Origin of the sequence: Flavobacterium sp. MEB061, from assembly GCF_000834715.1 — a bacterium.
Lineage (GTDB): Bacteria > Bacteroidota > Bacteroidia > Flavobacteriales > Flavobacteriaceae > Flavobacterium > Flavobacterium pectinovorum.
In genome coordinates this window covers 175,634-194,046 of record NZ_JXQR01000040.1, presented here as the reverse complement: position 1 = coordinate 194,046, position 18,413 = coordinate 175,634, and the positions used below count along the sequence as shown (strand labels likewise).

13 protein-coding genes are annotated in these 18,413 nt (G+C 34.0%); 4 read left to right on the top strand and 9 right to left on the bottom strand.

All coding sequences use genetic code 11. From position 1 onward, the window contains the following. Positions 1-113: 113 nt before the first annotated feature. From murC to RT99_RS16530, 3 genes are all read right to left on the bottom strand, one after another. A complete protein-coding gene (gene murC, locus RT99_RS16540; RefSeq protein ID WP_042565861.1) occupies positions 114-1,469 on the bottom strand; it encodes a UDP-N-acetylmuramate--L-alanine ligase in 1,356 nt (451 codons plus the stop codon). Positions 1,470-1,548: 79 nt separating this feature from the next. Beyond that, the gene (locus tag RT99_RS16535) at positions 1,549-2,235 is read right to left on the bottom strand and encodes a lipopolysaccharide assembly protein LapB (RefSeq protein WP_042565860.1); all 687 of its coding nucleotides are present in this window, start codon (positions 2,233-2,235) and stop codon (positions 1,549-1,551) included. 115 nt (positions 2,236-2,350) lie between these two features. Continuing rightward, positions 2,351-4,495, bottom strand: a complete 2,145-nt coding sequence (locus RT99_RS16530) for a S46 family peptidase (protein WP_042565859.1) — start codon at positions 4,493-4,495, stop codon at positions 2,351-2,353. Between the two features lie 312 nt (positions 4,496-4,807). Here RT99_RS16530 and RT99_RS16525 point away from each other — a divergent pair, with 312 nt between their 5' ends. After that, on the top strand, positions 4,808-5,338 hold the full coding sequence (locus RT99_RS16525) for an outer membrane beta-barrel protein (RefSeq protein WP_042565858.1): 531 nt from the start codon (positions 4,808-4,810) through the stop codon (positions 5,336-5,338). A gap of 107 nt (positions 5,339-5,445) precedes the next feature. Here the strand turns inward: RT99_RS16525 and obgE are convergent, their stop codons facing one another. From obgE to hpt, 4 genes are all read right to left on the bottom strand, one after another. After that, entirely contained in the window at positions 5,446-6,447 is a 1,002-nt protein-coding gene (obgE, locus tag RT99_RS16520) for a GTPase ObgE (protein ID WP_042565857.1), read from the bottom strand. Positions 6,448-6,543: 96 nt separating this feature from the next. Further along, on the bottom strand, positions 6,544-7,818 hold the full coding sequence (locus tag RT99_RS16515; RefSeq protein WP_073395744.1) for a hemolysin family protein: 1,275 nt from the start codon (positions 7,816-7,818) through the stop codon (positions 6,544-6,546). 225 nt (positions 7,819-8,043) lie between these two features. Next, the gene (locus tag RT99_RS16510) at positions 8,044-8,616 is read right to left on the bottom strand and encodes an adenylate kinase (RefSeq protein WP_042565855.1); all 573 of its coding nucleotides are present in this window, start codon (positions 8,614-8,616) and stop codon (positions 8,044-8,046) included. A 76-nt stretch (positions 8,617-8,692) separates the two neighbouring features. Beyond that, complete coding sequence (gene hpt / locus RT99_RS16505; protein ID WP_042565854.1) at positions 8,693-9,223, bottom strand: hypoxanthine phosphoribosyltransferase; 531 nt, start codon at positions 9,221-9,223, stop codon at positions 8,693-8,695. 186 nt (positions 9,224-9,409) lie between these two features. Between hpt and RT99_RS16500 the strand changes: the two genes are divergently transcribed. From RT99_RS16500 to RT99_RS16490, 3 genes are all read left to right on the top strand, one after another. Next, on the top strand, positions 9,410-10,681 hold the full coding sequence (locus tag RT99_RS16500) for a sorbosone dehydrogenase family protein (RefSeq protein WP_042565853.1): 1,272 nt from the start codon (positions 9,410-9,412) through the stop codon (positions 10,679-10,681). A 180-nt stretch (positions 10,682-10,861) separates the two neighbouring features. Further along, positions 10,862-12,949 carry a TonB-dependent receptor gene (locus RT99_RS16495; RefSeq protein WP_042565852.1) on the top strand — a complete coding sequence of 696 codons (2,088 nt, stop codon included), beginning with the start codon at positions 10,862-10,864 and terminating at the stop codon, positions 12,947-12,949. Positions 12,950-12,979: 30 nt separating this feature from the next. Further along, the gene (locus RT99_RS16490; RefSeq protein ID WP_042566046.1) at positions 12,980-13,531 is read left to right on the top strand and encodes a hypothetical protein; all 552 of its coding nucleotides are present in this window, start codon (positions 12,980-12,982) and stop codon (positions 13,529-13,531) included. Positions 13,532-13,593: 62 nt separating this feature from the next. Here RT99_RS16490 and RT99_RS16485 read toward each other — a convergent pair whose 3' ends face one another. Next, entirely contained in the window at positions 13,594-14,511 is a 918-nt protein-coding gene (locus tag RT99_RS16485) for a type IX secretion system membrane protein PorP/SprF (protein WP_082036975.1), read from the bottom strand. A 23-nt stretch (positions 14,512-14,534) separates the two neighbouring features. Further along, positions 14,535-18,134 carry a T9SS C-terminal target domain-containing protein gene (locus RT99_RS16480; RefSeq protein WP_042565850.1) on the bottom strand — a complete coding sequence of 1,200 codons (3,600 nt, stop codon included), beginning with the start codon at positions 18,132-18,134 and terminating at the stop codon, positions 14,535-14,537. Positions 18,135-18,413 lie beyond the last annotated feature (279 nt).

Below are 18,413 nucleotides of genomic sequence, written 5' to 3'. Positions count from 1 at the left end.
CTAATATATAAAAAATAAGAAAAATCACTCAATAAAGTTTAAAGAAATAAAAAAGAGAAATCATAGCTTTTTGCATTTGCAGTGATTTCTCTTTTAATATAAATCCATTACGTTTATTCAATTAATGCTTTCACTTCGTCAAAGTTCAATCCACCATAATTACCTGAACTCATCAATAATAAAGCAGAGTTTTCAAGATTTAAATTGAATAGATATTCTTTAAATTCCACAGGATTTGTGTAAATAATTAAATCTTTTCTATTAAAAGAAGTTGCAATTTGTTCGTAGGTTACTTCTTCTAATTGCTTAATTTTTACTGCATCCGGGGAATAGAATACTACAGCTACATCAGCATATTCAAGCGCTCCTTCGTATTCTTTTAAAAACTCAGCATTTAAACTGCTATAAGTGTGCAATTCTAAACACGCTACTAAAGTCCTGTTCGGATATTGCTCTTTTACAGCTTTTGTTGTTGCTGCCACTTTACTTGGCGAATGGGCAAAATCTTTATAAGCGACTTTTCCTTTGCCTTCTGCAATTTTTTCAAGTCGTTTTGATGCTCCTTTAAAACTTGCAATTGCCTCATAAAAATCTGCTTCATCGACACCCATATTTTGGCAAATCCATTTTGCTCCGGCTAAATTGTTTAAATTGTGCGCTCCAAAAACCTCAATTGGCATATCACCTTCCGGAGTTTTAAGCAAAGTTACACCATCGCTAACTGTATATTCGGGCGTATTATAAGGTAGTTTACGAATTGGATTTGTAGCTGCCTCTGAAACTCGTTTTACTTCAGGATCATTTTCATTGTACACTAAAATTCCTCCATTTGTAATTTTGCCAATGAAAATTTCAAACTGTTCTACATAATTTTCATACGTTGGAAAAACATTAATATGATCCCAGGCAATACCTGAAATCAAAGCAATATTTGGCTGATATAAATGAAATTTCGGACGTCTGTCTATTGGAGAAGATAAATACTCATCACCTTCCAAAACCATAAAATCATTTTCTTCGGTAAGATGAACCATTGTATCAAAACCTTCTAATTGTGCACCAACCATATAATCCACTTCGATATTATGATAATGCATTACATGCAAAATCATTGAGGTAATCGTTGTTTTCCCGTGAGAACCGCCAATTACAACACGTGTTTTATTTTTAGATTGCTCATACAAAAATTCAGGATAAGAATAAATTTTCAATCCTAATTCCTGAGCTTTTAACAATTCAGGATTATCAGCTTTAGCATGCATTCCTAAAATTACAGCATCGATATCTGATGTTATTTTTTCAGAAAACCAACCCATTTCAGCAGGTAAAATTCCTTTCTTTTCTAATCTTGATTTAGATGGTTCAAAAATAGCATCATCACTACCTGTTACCTTATATCCTTTGTTATGCAATGCTAATGCTAAATTGTGCATGGCACTTCCGCCTATAGCGATAAAATGTGTTCTCATTTAAATTCCAATTTTTATCCCGAAGCATCGGGACCAAATTCCAATTATATTTCAGAATTCAGTATTTAATATTTGCTTATTACGGTTCAAATTTTTGTTTTAATTCCCTGGCTTTTTTAGGGTCATTTAATTTATTCAAATATAAATTATATAATTTTTGAAACGTGTTTTTTGATTTACCAATTTCATGAGCTTTTATAAAGTTTTTTTCGGCTGCCGTATATCTTTTAAAATAAACATCTATTCTTCCTCTCGACAAATAACCATCAACCGGCGATAATTGTGCTAACTGATTGGAGTATGAAATCGCTTTTGATTCACTTCCGCCAAAAATTCCCGGCAATTGCAAATATATTTCGATTAATGCCCATCTGGCCGGAATATGTTTTGGATCTAAAGCAATCGCTTTTTCAAATGCTTCTTTCATATCACCCACCATTCCCAAAGCTTTAATCCTGTTCACTTCCATGGCCCGCATGGCCAGACAGCCGCCGTATTTATAAAAATAATCTGCTGTAGTAGGCTTAAGTTCTTTTAGTTTTTTAAAATAAACAGCGCCACTTTCCCAGGCCTTATGATGCGCTTCAATTTCGCCTAAATATTCAAGTGTTTTTATATCCGAGGGCTTCGTTTTTAAAATCTCTTCAAAAATAACCTGAGCCTCATCATACTTTTTTGAGTGAAATAATTTCTCTCCTTTTTCAAAATTAGTTTGTGACCAAAGTATAAGCGGTACAAACAAAAAAAGGAATAGCAGTTTTTTCATGTCTCAAAAATAAGGAAATATAACGTGCATCATTTAGTTTTAATTGCAAATTAATATTCAAAAAAAATCCGTCCTGTAAAAAACAAGACGGATTTTTAAATGTTATTAAATTCGATTATTTTACAATCGTCATTTCATCAATAATATTTTTAGCACCTGCATATTTGTCAATAATCCAAAGTACATAACGAATATCCACATTGATTGTTCTTTGTAATTTAGGATCAAAAATAACATCACCGGCCATAGCTTCGATGTTACCATCAAAAGCAATTCCTATTAACTCTCCTTTTCCGTTAAGAACCGGAGAACCAGAGTTTCCTCCTGTAATATCATTATCTGTTAAAAAGTTTACTGGCATATATCCTGCTTTATCAGCATATTGACCGTAATCTTTTGCTTTATTCAATTCTAACAAACGTGCTGGTAAATCAAATTCCTGATCTCCTGCTTTATACTTTTTCACCATACTTTCCATGGTAGTATAATTGTTTATTGTAGCATCATTACGAGTATCAGCAGGCAATGCGCGAACTTTTCCGTAAGTAAGTCTCAAGGTTGAGTTTGCATCCGGATATTGAATCGTATTTAATTTTGATGCTCTTAAACCTTCAACCAATTCGCGGTAAGCAATTGCAAAACCATCATCAGCTTTTGCCTGATCGTCTGTTTTAGAACGGTATTTTGTCAACAAATCGTTAGAAATAATATACAAAGGATCATGTACAATTGCTAATGGTTTCGGATTAGCCATAAATGCCAATACTTTCTCTTTAGTTGTAAAATAACTTATTTCAGTTGCCTTTGCTACATCTGCAGTAAAATCACCATTATTCTCTGATTTCATTTTAGCAATTTGTGTAGCTAAACCATATTCAGCAGCTTTAGAAGCATATAAATTTAACTGCGCTGTTAATATATCTTTTTCAAGAGGCGCATAAAATTCACCGTAAATATTATCAATCATCGTATTGATTTTTGGTAACATTTCTGCTTTTTTAGCATCATTTTCGTTATAATAAGCAATCAATGCATTTCCTAAATTTGCAGGACCAGCTGCGTAAGCAGAAGTACGTAAAAGCTGCATCAAATAATTATCATGACGTGCTTTTAAATTAGTCTCTCTGTAATAATCATTGATTGTTGGAATTACATTTTCATATTTTTCACTATTTGCCGGTTTAGTTGCCCATTCGTAGAATTTATCTTCCTGTGCAGTTTTAGCATCTACCGTTCCTGCTTTTGTCAAAGCATCAATCATACCCTGACGGTTTTTCCAGTAATTAGCTGTTGAAGCATACTTAGATGCATATTGCAAACGTACTGTAGCATCTTTATCCATATACTTTTTCATTTGGTCCATTCCGGTTTTTGCACCTTCAACCCAAGCAGGATAAGCATACTTAATATTTTGTTCAATTCCTCCAGCCGGCATCCAACGGTTTGTTCTTCCCGGATATCCAAGAATCATAGCAAAATCATTTTCTTTTACACCTTTAATACTTACAGGTAAAAAATGTTTTGGTTTTAAAGGCACATTCTCTTTAGAATATGTTGCCGGATTTCCGTCTTTATCAGCATAAACTCTAAACATAGAGAAATCTCCTGTTTGACGCGGCCATTCCCAGTTATCCGTATCTCCACCAAATTTACCAACACTTTCAGGCGGTGTCCCCACTAAACGAACATCTGTATAATCCTGGTAAACAAAATAGTAATATTCATTTCCCTGAAAGAAAGGACGAACAGAAACAGTGTATTTTCCACCTTCATTATTCTCTTTTTCAATCAAAGCAATTTCTTGTTGAATAATTTTGTTTCTTTCTGTTTCAGTCATCGTATCATTTACTTTTGATAAGATTCTTTTAGAAACATCATCCATACGAACAAAGAAACGAACGTATAATGATTTTGGTTTCATCTCGGCACTTCTCTCTTTTGCCCAAAAACCATCTTTTAGATAATTTTGTTCTGCTGTAGAAAGCTCAGCAATTGCATTATATCCGCAGTGGTGATTTGTTAAAACCAGTCCATCTTTAGATACAATTTCGGCAGTACAACCTCCGTTAAACTGAACAATAGCATCTTTTAAACTATGATGATTGATACTGTAAATTTCTTCGGACGTTAATTGCAAGCCCATTTTTTCCATATCTCTATGGTTTAACCTTTCGATAAACATCAAAAACCACATTCCTTCATCAGCTCTTACAGGAAAAGCCATTAAGCACATGGTCAAGAATAAAACTATTTTTTTCATGTTATTTTGTTTAAGTATGCGAATATAGCGCATTTTCGCAACAATACACAAAATAAGCATCTAAATACAAAACATATTAAATATATTCTATCCTAGGATTGCGAAATTCACAATTTACAAAAGATAAAATTTAAATTAATTTTGAAGATCAAAAATCAAGTAAATTATTAAAATCTAAAAGAAAACAAAAAAAAATTATTAAGAAGCAAAATAATTTGTAAAAATTAACTTTCAATTAAAAATAAATAATATAAATTATTTCTTACAATTATGTTTGTCTAAATTTGCTTTAAATTTAAAACAAATACAAAAATGAAAAAATTTTTACTGGCATTAGCCTTATTAGTAGTTACTATTTCTAATGCACAAAAAGGATCAATGTTATTAGGTGGGAATGTTGGGTTTTCTTCAGAAAAACTAGGAGACAACAAATCAGAAAATTTTGAATTTTCTCCAAAAATTGGATATCAATTTGCAGATAAATGGACTGCAGGAGTTGAAGGTTCAATCAAAACTTTTAAAAACACAGGATCAGACAGCGCAGAGAAATATAAAATTGGAGGTTTTGTACGTTATGCTACTCCACTTTCTGAATTATTTTCGGTTTATGCTGATTTAGGTGCAGGTTACCAAAATGCATCTGTAAATAATGCAAAAGGAATGTATGTAAATCTTACTCCTGCTTTGTTTATTAATATGAAAAGAGGATTTGGTTTAAACTTCTCTATCGGAGGTGTTAACTATGATAACATTGATGGTAAAAATGATCCAAGACAAGAACGTGTAGGTTTTGATTTTGGAAAAACATTTAACATTGGTGTATCTAAAAATTTCGGACTATAATCTTTAAATTAAAAGATAAAACCCGAGATGCTTTTGTTATTCGCTAAAAGCAAAAACCCGACAAGCTATTAACTGTCGGGTTTTTTATTTTATTTTAAATAAAGATTTTACTCATTTAGCATTTTCCAAAGTTTATCTTTTAAATCTGTCAAACCTTGCTGGGCAACAGAGGAAATAAACATATACGGAACATCTTTAAAAGCAACATCCAATTCTTCTTTTAATTCTGCTTTTAACTCGTCATCCAGCATATCGCATTTTGATATTACCAACAAGCGTTCCTTATCAAGCATTTCAGGATTATATTTGGTTAACTCATTAACCAAAATATCATATTCTCCTTTAATATCCGGTGTATCAACAGGAACTAAAAACAATAATGTAGAATTACGCTCAATATGGCGCAGGAAATAATGTCCTAAACCTTTTCCTTCGGCAGCACCTTCAATAATACCTGGGATATCGGCAATTACAAACGACTGAAAATCTCTGTAAGCAACAATTCCTAAATTTGGTTTTAAGGTTGTAAAAGGATAATCGGCAATTTTTGGTTTTGCTGAAGTTAATACAGACAATAAAGTTGATTTTCCAGCATTTGGGAAACCTACTAAACCAACATCTGCCAAAACTTTAAGTTCCAGAATTACATCCATTTCTACACCCGGTAAACCTGGCTGTGCATATCTTGGAGTTTGATTTGTTGAACTTCTAAAATGCCAGTTTCCTAGTCCTCCTTTTCCTCCTTTTGAAAGAATTCTTTTTTCTCCGTCTTCCGTAATTTCGAATAAAGTTTCTCCGGTTTCCTTGTCTTTTACAACAGTTCCCAAAGGCACTTCAATAAATTTATCTTCTCCATCTGCGCCCGTACTACGGTCTCCTCCTCCATCTCCACCGTGACCGGCTTTAATATGACGAGCAAATTTTAAGTGAAATAATGTCCACAAACCTTTATTTCCAACCAAATATACGTGTCCACCGCGACCACCATCACCTCCGTCAGGGCCTCCTTTTTCAATAAATTTCTCTCTATGTAAATGTGTAGATCCTTTTCCTCCCTTTCCGGAAGAAACATATATCTTAACGTAATCTACAAAATTTCCTTCTGTCATTTTTCCTTGTTTATATATAGTTTCAAGTTTCAGGTTTCAGGTTAATCAACAGAATGTCAACAAACTTGAAACCTGAAACTTGAAACAAATTTTCTTTTACTCTTTAAGCGCTTTTACCAGCACTTTATCAATCTTTACACCGTCCATATCCAATACTTCAAGTACAAACTTTTGCCAGATTAATTTTTCGCCTTCTTTTGGAATATGTGAAAGCTCGGTCATAATCATTCCGCTTACCGTATTTACTTCATAATCGTTTGTTAGTTCATCTAACTCAAAATACGTTAGAAAATCATGAAGCGAATAATGTCCGTCAACCAACCAGGAACCATCTTCTCTTTCGATTAACTGAAACTCATCTTTATAAAACTCAGAGGCATCACCTACTAATGCTTCAAGAATATCATTCAGGGTAATTATTCCCTGAAAAACTCCATATTCATCTGAAACCAAAGCGTAATGAACACCTGTTCTTTTAAAATTTTCCAACGCTTTATAAGCCGTTGTCTGCTCCATTAAATATGGAGGATCTGTCATGATTGCCGACAAATCAAAATGATCGCTTTCGATATTGGCAAATATATTTTTTAGTGTTACGATACCCACAATATCATCGTAGTTATCGCTATAAACCGGGTAAACAGTGTGCAAATCCATTAAAACCAATTCTTTAATTTTGGCTCTTTCTGCATTTAATGGCAACATATCAACCGATTTACGGTGTGTCATTAACGAGTTTACTTTTCTGTCACCAATATGAAAAACACGTTCTACAATATCTTGTTCAATTTCCTGAACTTCTCCAACTTCAGTTCCTTCTTTAATAATGGCCTTAATTTCTTCTTCAGTAACTTTTCCGTCAGCAGTTGGTTTTATCTGAAAAACATTCAATAAAAAATCTGTTGAAGATGTTAACAACCAAATAAATGGCGCTGTAATAATCGAAATTACTTTCATTGGCATTGCTACCATTTTTGCAATCGATTCCGGATAATTTAATCCGATACGTTTTGGAAGTAATTCTCCTAAAACCAAAGAGAAAAAAGTTAAAACCACAACTACAATTCCTACTGCAACTGAGTGTGCGTAAGGCTTTAAAACTTCGAATCCGTTTACAAAAGTTTCAACATCTACTGTGATTTTATCTCCACTATAAATACCTGTTAAAATACCAATTAAGGTAATTCCGATTTGTACGGTTGATAAAAACTTATTTGGAGAGTTGGCTAAATCCAAAGCTGTTCTGGCACTTTTATTTCCTTTTTTTGCGGCCGTTTCCAATCTGTTTTTTCTAGCCGAAATCAGTGCAATTTCTGACATGGAGAAAACTCCGTTTAATAGTATTAGAAAAAATATTATTAGTATTTCCAATTTGTGGTTTATTCGTTATATAATAGTTCGTTAATTGTAATTTGTAACCTCAATGTATTTTATAGCCCAGATGAAAGAGAAAAGCCCGGAGCTAAAAAAACTAATTTTTCTTGCCAGAAAACAGCTGACTTCCGAAGCGTCGGGAGAAGCTTGTTTTGTGGTTAGAAAAATAGTTTTTTTAGCGTCCCGAAGCTTCGGGATGTAACGTACAGCCGGAAAAAGCTTCTACAAATTATCTATAACTGACGTTAATCGCTCTGTGATTTCTTCGATAGTTCCGATACCATTTACGGCATGAAACTTACCTTGTTCTTTATAATAACCAATTAATGGTGCTGTTTTTTCATTGTATTCCTGATATCTCACACGAATTTTCTCTTCGTCCTGATCATCTGCTCTGCCACTTGTTTTTCCTCTTTCCAGTAAACGTGCTACTAAAATTTCGTCATCGGCTTCTAATGCAATTGTTGCCGTAACACTTGAACCAATTGTTGGTAAAAATTTATCTAAAGCTTCTGCCTGATCTAATGTTCTTGGATAACCATCAAATAAAAACCCTTCAGTATCAGGGTGCTTTTTTACTTCATCGATTAACATTGCTGTGGTAACTTCGCAAGGAACCAATTCGCCGTTATCCATAAAAACTCTGGCTTTTTTTCCTAATTCGGTATCATTTTTTAAATTAAAACGAAATATATCTCCAGTTGAAAGATGTGTTAATTTATATTTTTCTTTTAAAAATTCTGCCTGAGTCCCTTTTCCTGCTCCTGGCTTTCCAAATAAAACGATGTTAATCATAATGTTAGTGTTTCTTGACTTCCTGACTGTAATTCAAGAAGTTTAAAATGAATATATAGTTGTGTTTTGTTTAAATTTATTCTGCTAATTTGTAAACTTCAGATAAATTACGCCCTAAACCATCGTAGTCTAAACCGTAACCTACAATGAATTTATTTGGAATTCTGATTCCAACGTAATCAATCTTAATATCTTTTTTATACGCCTCCGGTTTAAAAAATAAAGTAGCTACTTTAAAATGTTTTACATTTTGCGCTTTAAAAAGATGTTTTAATTCTTCGATAGTATTTCCTGTATCAATAATATCTTCAATAATAACAACCGATCTGCCCGATAAATCCTGATTGATACCAATTAATTCTTTTACTTCATTGGTACTTTCTGTTCCTTCATAAGATGCCATTTTTATAAATGAAACCTCGCAGGGACTTTTGTATTTTTTCAGAAAATCGGCAACAACCATAAAAGCGCCATTTAAAACGCCGATAAAAATTGGCGTATCGTCTCCAAAATCATCTTCAACCTGAGCTACTATTTTGGTTAAGGCAAAATCAATTTCTTTAGCCGAAATAAACGGAACAAATTGTTTATCGTGAAGTTGTATCATTATTTTTACTGTTTTAAAACAATGGACAAAGATACAGAATTAGAAACAAAATCTTAGTATCAAAATAAGCGGTTGATTTATTTTTTTGTTAATGTTAAATATCAGTTAATGTTTACAAAATTAAATTTAACATTATTTTTAAATTTATTAAATTGTTACAGTATAAACATTTAACTAGAGAGCGTAATGAAAACGGCGACACAATTATTTTCTATATCATTATTAATTTTAATGACAGCTTGCAACGGTCAGGTAAAAAAAGAAGAAAAAGAAGCTCTGGCAAAACAACCCGGAAATGTTGTAAAAACGGCAGTGGGAGAAATTACTTTACCACCTCCTTATGCTACTGAATCTAAAACAAAAAATAGTAAAGTAATAAGCTGGCCGGAAGGTAAAATGCCTACCGCACCGGAAGGTTTTACAGTCACAAAATTTGCTGATGGTTTTGAAAACCCCCGTTGGACTTATATTGCACCAAACAATGATATTTTTGTTGTAGAAAGCGGAACAAGAAGCAGTAAAAATCAAATTACAGTTTTACGGGACAAAGATAAAGACGGCAAATTTGAAACCCGTGAAGTTTTTATAGATGGCTTAAATAAACCTTTTGGAATGTTGGTTTTAAAAGACTTTTTCTATATCGCGAATACGGATGGTTTGTATCAATATCCATATAAAAACAATCCGTTAAAATTAGAAACAAAAGGTGTAAAAATTCTTGAACTTCCTGCCGGAGGTTACAACAATCACTGGACAAGAAATTTACTTGCCAACGCCGACGGAACAAAAATTTACGTTTCTGTTGGATCTGGAAGTAATGTAGCAGAAAACGGAATCGATAAAGAAATTCGTCGCGCTTGTATTCTGGAAATTAATCCTGACGGAACGGGCGAAAAAATCTACGCATCGGGACTTAGAAACCCTGTTGGTATGGATTGGAACCCGGCAAACAAGGAACTTTGGACAGCGGTTAACGAGCGAGATGAATTGGGGGATGATTTAGTTCCGGATTATATCACAAGTGTAAAAAAAGATGGTTTTTACGGCTGGCCGTATTCATATTTTGGTAATATTTTAGATCCAAGAATGAAAGGACAAGGTAAAGATCTTGCTGCAAAAGCAATTGTTCCCGATGTTCCGGTTGGTTCTCATACAGCATCTTTAGGATTGGCTTTTTATAATAAAAGTGCTTTTCCGGCAAAATATAAAAACGGCGCTTTTGTGGGTCAGCATGGTTCATGGAATCGTTCGAAAATATCGGGTTATAAAGTTCTTTTTGTTCCTTTTGCAAATGGAAAACCGTCTGGAAAACCGGAAGATTTTTTAACCGGTTTTATTTCAAATGATGAAAAGGCTGAAGTTTACGGGCGTCCGGTTGCAGTTACGGTTATGAATGACGGATCGCTTTTGGTAAATGACGATAGCGGAAATACAGTTTGGAAGGTTACTGCTAAGTAAAATTCCAATTTTTTTTAAATTCCAAATTCCAAAACTTGAAAAATTAAATTCCAAAACTTGAAATTCAAAATTCCAATTGCTTGTGAATATTAAACACATAGATTCTATCTTTAAAGAAAGGTATTGTATCCAGAATTATTTTTTAATTTTTAATTCTCAATTTTTAATTAAAAAAACTTTATGATCTTAAAAAAATATTGCCTTTTTCTTATTGCGATTTTTGTTTCTCTAAACACTTTCGCACAAGAAAAAGGCAAAACTATTGATTCTCTTAAAACAGAAAAACTGGAGGAAGTGGTTATTAGTCCGCTTCATATAAATACCAATATTTTGGATGCTCCGGCTTCGATCGGGATTTTATCGAAAAGTCAGCTTTTGCAAAATAACACCACAGATATTACAACGGTAATTAATACAATTCCCGGCGTTTTTATGCAATCGTCGAATTTTACCACAAGCCGAATTTCGATTCGCGGAATTGGTGCGCGAACTACTTATGGAACCAACAAAATCAGGGCATTTTACGGCAGTATTCCGTTAACTTCTGGGAACAGCGAAACGGTAATTGATGATATTGATCTTGAAAACCTCAACCAGATCGAAATTATAAAAGGTCCGCTTTCGAGTATTTACGGCGCAGGTTTAGGCGGTGCGATTTTAATTTCACCTCAGCTTTCCAAATCAAAAGGGCAAAGTGCCGGTATGAGTTCAGTCTTCGGTTCTTACGGTTTATTAAAAAATAGTTTGAATTATAGTTTAAACGAAAATGAAGGCAGTTTAAACATCAGTTATCATAATTTAAAAACAGATGGCTGGCGCGAAAACAGTGCGTACAACCGCGAAGGAATTACGCTTGCAGGTGAATTGTTTCGAAAACAAAACAACAAACTGACTTATTTTACCAATTATACATATTTAAAAGCTTTTATTCCGAGTTCGATTAACAAAGATGCTTTTGAAAACAATCCCGAATCTGGCGCTCCAACCTGGGTGGCTTCAAAAGGATTTAAGGAATACAAATCGACTTTGGGCGGATTAGACTATGATTTCAAAATTGGTGACAACCTAAATAATTCAACTTCTGTTTTTATCAATTATAAAGACAGTAATGAGCCGAGACCTTTTGATATTTTACGTCAATATACTTTTGCAACCGGAGCGAGAACGCAATTTTCCGGTAATTTTAAAATTAAGGAAACCAGAATTGATTTCATCGCCGGAGCTGAATATTTTACGGATACGTATAGCGGAAATACTTTCGAAAATTTATACCAGCAAAATAATGGTCAGGGAAGTCTGCAGGGAAATCAGCTTACAGAAACCGATCAAAAAAGGCACTTTTATAATATATTCTCGCAGCTTAAAGGGGCACTTTCTGAACATTTTGAAATTCAGGCGGGAATCAATTATAACAAAACACAATTTGAACTTACAAATTATACCGAAAACTCAAATCAGAAATATAGTTATGAAGGTATTTTCTCTCCGCAATTGTCTTTTCTTTTCAAACCAAATAAAGAACAAACGATTTATTTTTCTGCAAGTCGGGGATTTTCTCTTCCGGCTACCGAAGAAACCCTTACCAGCGAAGGCACAATTAATCCGGATATAAAACCTGAAAACGGTTATAATTTTGAAATTGGGGGAAAGTTCTATTTTTTCAACAAAAAACTTTATACCGAAATTGCTGTTTACCGAATGGAAATTAAAGACCTATTGGTTGCAAAAAGAGTTGGCGACGATCAATATGTAGGTGCAAATGCCGGAAAAACTTTTCATGAAGGAATTGAAGTTACGCTAAATCATAATTGGCAAATTAATCGTTTTTTTGGGCTTAATTCTTATTTGGGAGCGTCTATTGGAAATTATGAGTTTAAAGAATTTATTGATAACGGAAATGATTTTTCGGGAAATAAACTAACCGGAGTTCCTGCCAATAAAATAAATGCAGGTTTGAGTTTTAATACCCGTTTGGGAATTTATTTTAATGCCGATTATCAGTTTGTAGACGAAGTTCCGATGAACGATGCTAATTCAGCTTTTTCAGATTCATATACTATTATTAATCTGAAAACGGGATATCGATTTGAGATTCTGCAAAATCTAACTTCTCATATTGCTGCGGGAATAAATAATGTAACTAATAAAAAATATGCTTCGTTAATTTTACCAAATGCGGTTGCAAATGGCAATACAGCGCCCAGATATTATTATCCTGGTTTGCCTGTAAATTATTACGGCAGTGTTTCATTAAATTACTTATTTTAGATGTTTATTTCAAATCGAAAATTAAAAAAAATGTCTTCTGAATTGCAAAAAAAACTCGACTATGTTAGTCCTTGCAGAGCAAGCCGATCGCTGCTTTCAGGTGAAATTTTAGAAAACCATTCTTTATTTGATGAGCTGGTTGCTGCCTGTTTTTTAACTTCGGATAAAAATCATCACAGAGCTTGTTGGGTTTTAGAATTTGTTTGTTACGAAGAATTACTTTGGATGCAGCCTCATGTAGATTTTTTCTGTTCGAATCTGAAACATTTGAAAGAAGAAAGCGCCATTAGACCGATTGCAAAAGTGATCCAGCTTTTAATAAAATCTCATTATAAAAAAGCCGAAAACTGCATTCTCCTTTCTGAAGAAAATCTGCAAAATTGCATCGAAGCTTCTTTCGACTGGCTGATAAATGATGTAAAAGTAGCTACAAAAGCCTATTCTATAAGAACTTTATATGTTTTGGGAAATCATTACGAGTGGATTCATCCGGAACTGAAAATTATTCTGAATAAAGATTTTTCAAATCATTCGGCAGCATATAAAGCCGTTGCCAAAGAAGTTTTGAAGAAAATAAAATAGCATTGAAGTAATCTGGATATTTGTAAAATAAATAAGGGCAGCTGTGATAGCTGCCCTTATTTCTAATATTCTGAATTTGATTTTTTTGAGTTATTAAATTTAAACCTCAAGAAAAATTCATTTGAGTTTTTGGCACTTGCCATAACTTTACCTGTATTTGTTTCATAAGCATAACCGAATGTCAAATGCTTACTAATTGTTATACCGGCCATTGCTGCGTAAGCATTGTCTACTCTGTAACTTCCTCCAATTTCTAAAAATTCTTCAATTTGAAGCATCAAATTTAGATCTACAGAAAGCGGCGCACCATTAACATAACGCATCATAAAAGATGGTTTTAAAATTAAAAGTGTTGTTGTTTCAAGATCGAAATTATAACCACTGCTTAAATAAACATGTGGTCTGTCTGTAGCAACAGCCGTGTAACCATCTTTGTTTTTTGCTCGTTCAGTATTCAAAATTCTTGGGACAGAAAGGGATACGAAATATTTGTCGCTTTTTAATAAAGCTCCAACACCAACGTTTGGATTAAACTGATTGATGTTTGCCAAAGCAGGATCTGACTGATTTGAATATGTTTCAAGACCAGCAGCATTGACATTGTAAAAATTTCCACCGGCTTTTATTCCGAAATACAAATCAGTAAGCTCACCAACCTGCATTTTGTATGAAAGGTCAATTCCTAATTGGGTTTGTTTTTCAACGAATGTCTTATCGTAAACCATAGAAACTCCTAATCCTATGTTACCTCCAACCGGTGTACCAAAAGATAAAGCTTGTGTTTCGGGAGCGTTTTCAATTCCTGTCCATTGTTTACGAAATGTAGTTGCCAAAGCAGTTTCGTTGTCTACACCTACATAAGCCGGGTTTACCAAATTCATGTGGTAACGGTATGTTGTAAGTATGGTTTCCTGTTGGGCAAAAAGCATACTACTAAAAAGTAGTAATGCTCCTGCCGATATATTTTTAATTATTTTCATTTCTAAAATTTTAATTTTTACAATTACCTGTTAATGTATATCCAACCTTGTCTGTCAATTGTCCCATTACCATCTAAATCGATTTGATAATAATAAGAACTTGCTGCAGGTAAAGTGCTTGACTGACCTTTCGCTTGTCCGTCCCAATTATTTTGGTAATTTCTTGCAGTAAATACTTCAGCTCCCCAACGATTGAAAACACGAACTACAGACGCTGGATAATTTTCTATATTAGAAACAACCCAAGTATCGTTTATTCCGTCTCCGTTTGGAGTAAAGGCTTCAGAAATATTCATTTGATCTTTATCGCAAGTATCTCCAATACCATTATTGTTACGATCTTCCTGATATGGATTTGCTGTAATTGGACAATTGTCTTTTGCATCTAAAACTCCGTCATTGTCATCATCAGGATCGCAATTGTCTAAAATTCCGTCATTGTCATTATCTCCAAATTTGTTTACAACAGTCACTTTCGCAGTTGCAGTTGCTGTGTTTCCACTTTTATCTACTACCGTTAAAACAACCGTATTGGCTCCAACATTGGTACAATCAAAAGAAGTTTTACTAAGAGTCATGGTACCGATACCACAATTGTCTGAACTTCCGTTGTTAACCTGATTGGCCGTAACCGAAACATTTCCTGCCTCGTCAAGTTCAACCGTTATATCCTGAGTTTGAACTATTGGTGCAACGTTTTCAAGTACGGTTACTATTGCGGTTTCAGAAGAAATTTCTCCGTTTGTACCCGTTGCAGTAAGTGTTACTGTATTGGCTCCGGCATTGGCACAAGTAAATGATGATGGAGAAACTGCTAAAGTTAGCGATCCGCCACAAACGGTTATTGAACCATTATCAACATCTGCCGCTGCGATCGAAGCATTTCCTAAAGCATCAAACTGAATTGTGATGTTTTTTGTTAAAACAATTGGTGCTGTTTTATCTTCAATTGTTACTGTTGCAGTTGCTGTATCAAAATTTCCGCTGGCATCTGTAACGGTTAAAGTCACTGTATTGGCTCCAACATTTGTACAATTAAAAGTATTTGGTGAAACTGAATATGTTAATGTTCCTCCACAAAAATCTGCAGATCCATTATCAACATCATTTCCTGTTATTGTAGCATTTCCTGTTGCATCAAGTTGAACAGTGATATTTTTTGCTGAAACAACTGGTGCAATTTTATCCTCAACAGTTACAATAGCATCTTTAGTGTCTGAATTTCCATGAATATCTGTTACTTTTAACTGAACCGTATTTGCTCCAATATTGGCACAAGTAAATGAAGTTATGTCTAATTCTATAGTATCAATTCCGCAGTTATCAGTTGAACTATCATCAATATCTGAGGCCTGAATAGTTGCATTTCCTGCAGCATCAAGCTGAACTGTGATGTTTTTTGCAGCAACAATTGGTGCCACTTTATCTTCAACATTTACTATTGCATTTGCTGTAGAAGGATTTCCACTTGCATCTGTCACTGTTAAAGTAACTGTATTATCACCAATATTAGCACAAGTAAATGTATCTGGAGTAATACTTAAAGTTACTGCTCCACAAAGATCTGCAGAACCATTGTCAACATCTGCAGCAACAATTGTAACATTTCCTGTTGCATCAAGCTGAACAGTAATGTTTTTTGTTGAAACAACTGGTGCCTCAGCATCAACTACAACAATATCATGATTACAAGTCTCTGTATTTCCGGCAGCATCTGTTGCCGTCCAGATTACAGTTGTTGTTCCAACCGGAAATACTGCTCCGTTTAGTGTAGCTGAATTATTAAAATCATTTAAAACTGATACTGTACTACAATTATCTGTAGCAACAGGATCTAAACTATTGTCTACTACTGTAAAACTACAAACACCTAAATCATTATTATAAGAAGTCGCAGGGACAGCACATGTAATTGTTGGTTTTTCTGCATCAACTACAACAATATCATACGTACAAGTTGCAGTATTTCCGGCAGCATCAGTTGCTGTCCAGATTACAGTTGTTGTTCCAAGAGGAAAAGTTGCTCCGTTTAATGTAGCTGAATTATTAAAATCATTTGAAACTGTTACTGAACAATTGTCTGCTGCAACAGGGTCTAAACTAGCATCTGATACTGTATAACTACAAACACCTGCATCATTATTATAAGAAGAAGCAATAGCAGCACATGTAATAGTTGGCAAAACTGTATCTTCAACTGTTATAGTTGCATTTACAGAAGAAACATTTCCATTATTATCTGTAACGTATAAAACAACATCATGATCACCAAGATCTGCACAAGAATAAGTTATTGATGCTGTTCCAGATGAACTTGAAGGTCCATAAGCAGCTTCAACAGCTAATCTTTTTTGTGTTCCGTTACAAGGGTCTCCAAATGTAGAATTACTTGAATAAATAGTTGCACTGTTTTGCCCAAGTAAAGCCGATGATACGACGCTTAAGCTATTAGCTGCATTACAAGAACCTAAAACAAAATTTCCACAAGTTCCTGTAGAATTTCCAAAGCTGGCAAATACAATATTTTTAAAAATACTTCCTGCCGGTGCAGTAAGTACTAAATAGTTCTCTTCGCCAACAACATTACAAACAGTACCTAAAATTCCAGGTGCAATTTTATAATTGTTAATTCCGCAATTATCTGTACTATTATCATCCAATTGATCTGCATTTACGGTAACACTTCCAGTTGCATCTAATTGAACTGTAATGTTTTTTGCAATTGCAACGGGATTTGTAGTATCTACACCCTCTGTTGCATGTACTGCAAAAGTATAAGGATTTTCATCTGCATCATCGCTTGCGATACTAACAACTGCATTTTTATCTCCGCCACCACAACTTGAGGTACTAGAGACAAATCGTACAGTAAATGTTTGTGAACTACCACTAGCAATAATATTCGAAGCTGGCTGAGACAAAATAGAAAAATTACTGCTGCCGCTAATGGTAATCGGTGTACTTGCCAAATTCAAATCATTTACTCCCTGATTCTTAATTGTAAAATTATGATCTACCGTACTGCCTGTGTTAACAACTCCATATTCTGTATTATCAACAGCTTTTGGTGTGCTATCTCCATTTACAATAGAAGTTGTGTTACCTTGAACGTTTATTTCCTGATTTGTCGTTGATGCTGCATAATTAACTGTTATTCTGGCATAAACACCCGAATATCCCGGAAGAAGATTGATACCTTCAGAAGATGACATAGCCTCTATATCTAAAACATTTAATCCCCCAACATTATAATCTGAAGGATTTAAGTTCCATGTAGTAGGCGATGCTACAGAAGGAGAGCAACTACAACTATAAGGACCTGGTGTAGGTTGTGCTTCCTGATACGAATTATTAAATCTGACCTTATCATTTGTGGGAATACCAGCACAATTTACCGCATAATTTAAACTTACACTAACACTTACAGGTCTGCCTGTACCTGTTGAAGTCCATCTTAATTGTAAAGGAGAAGTTCCCTGATAAGTATATCTTATGTTTCCACATGAAGCGCCAGACCCAGGGGTTACATCTCCTGCGCCAACACTATAAACCTGAGTCTGGGCAAACGATGTAAACGTCTGCAGCAATGTGACTATTATAATTAATAAAATTTGTTTTTTCATATTCAAATATGATTTTTGTTTTTGAGTTTGGTTTTTGTTAATCTCTATATTTTGTTATTTCAGAAAAGACAATAAATTTCCTGTTCCAATTGCTAAGAACAATGGAACTTTACTTGTCGCGAAGACAAATTATTTATAAAAGGAAAATTTAAAAACTACCTGAAATAACAGCTTGCATTATTTAATATGCAAAGTCGAAATAAGAAGTTTTTTGAAAGTTGCGAAGCCTATTCGCATTGAAGCGTAATTTTATTATCATATTGGTTAGGTTAAAATTAT

Excerpts from the sequence above, each read along its gene's own strand:
- RT99_RS16480 (WP_042565850.1), bottom strand. The coding sequence starts at position 18,134 with ATGAAAAAACAAATTTTATTAATTATAATAGTCACATTGCTGCAGACG.
- RT99_RS16500 (WP_042565853.1), top strand. The coding sequence starts at position 9,410 with ATGAAAACGGCGACACAATTATTTTCTATATCATTATTAATTTTAATG.
- RT99_RS16530 (WP_042565859.1), bottom strand. The coding sequence starts at position 4,495 with ATGAAAAAAATAGTTTTATTCTTGACCATGTGCTTAATGGCTTTTCCT.
- RT99_RS16525 (WP_042565858.1), top strand. The coding sequence starts at position 4,808 with ATGAAAAAATTTTTACTGGCATTAGCCTTATTAGTAGTTACTATTTCT.
- obgE (WP_042565857.1), bottom strand. The coding sequence starts at position 6,447 with ATGACAGAAGGAAATTTTGTAGATTACGTTAAGATATATGTTTCTTCC.
- RT99_RS16485 (WP_082036975.1), bottom strand. The coding sequence starts at position 14,511 with ATGAAAATAATTAAAAATATATCGGCAGGAGCATTACTACTTTTTAGT.
- RT99_RS16495 (WP_042565852.1), top strand. The coding sequence starts at position 10,862 with ATGATCTTAAAAAAATATTGCCTTTTTCTTATTGCGATTTTTGTTTCT.
- murC (WP_042565861.1), bottom strand. The coding sequence starts at position 1,469 with ATGAGAACACATTTTATCGCTATAGGCGGAAGTGCCATGCACAATTTA.
- RT99_RS16490 (WP_042566046.1), top strand. The coding sequence starts at position 12,980 with ATGTCTTCTGAATTGCAAAAAAAACTCGACTATGTTAGTCCTTGCAGA.
- RT99_RS16510 (WP_042565855.1), bottom strand. The coding sequence starts at position 8,616 with ATGATTAACATCGTTTTATTTGGAAAGCCAGGAGCAGGAAAAGGGACT.
- hpt (WP_042565854.1), bottom strand. The coding sequence starts at position 9,223 with ATGATACAACTTCACGATAAACAATTTGTTCCGTTTATTTCGGCTAAA.
- RT99_RS16535 (WP_042565860.1), bottom strand. The coding sequence starts at position 2,235 with ATGAAAAAACTGCTATTCCTTTTTTTGTTTGTACCGCTTATACTTTGG.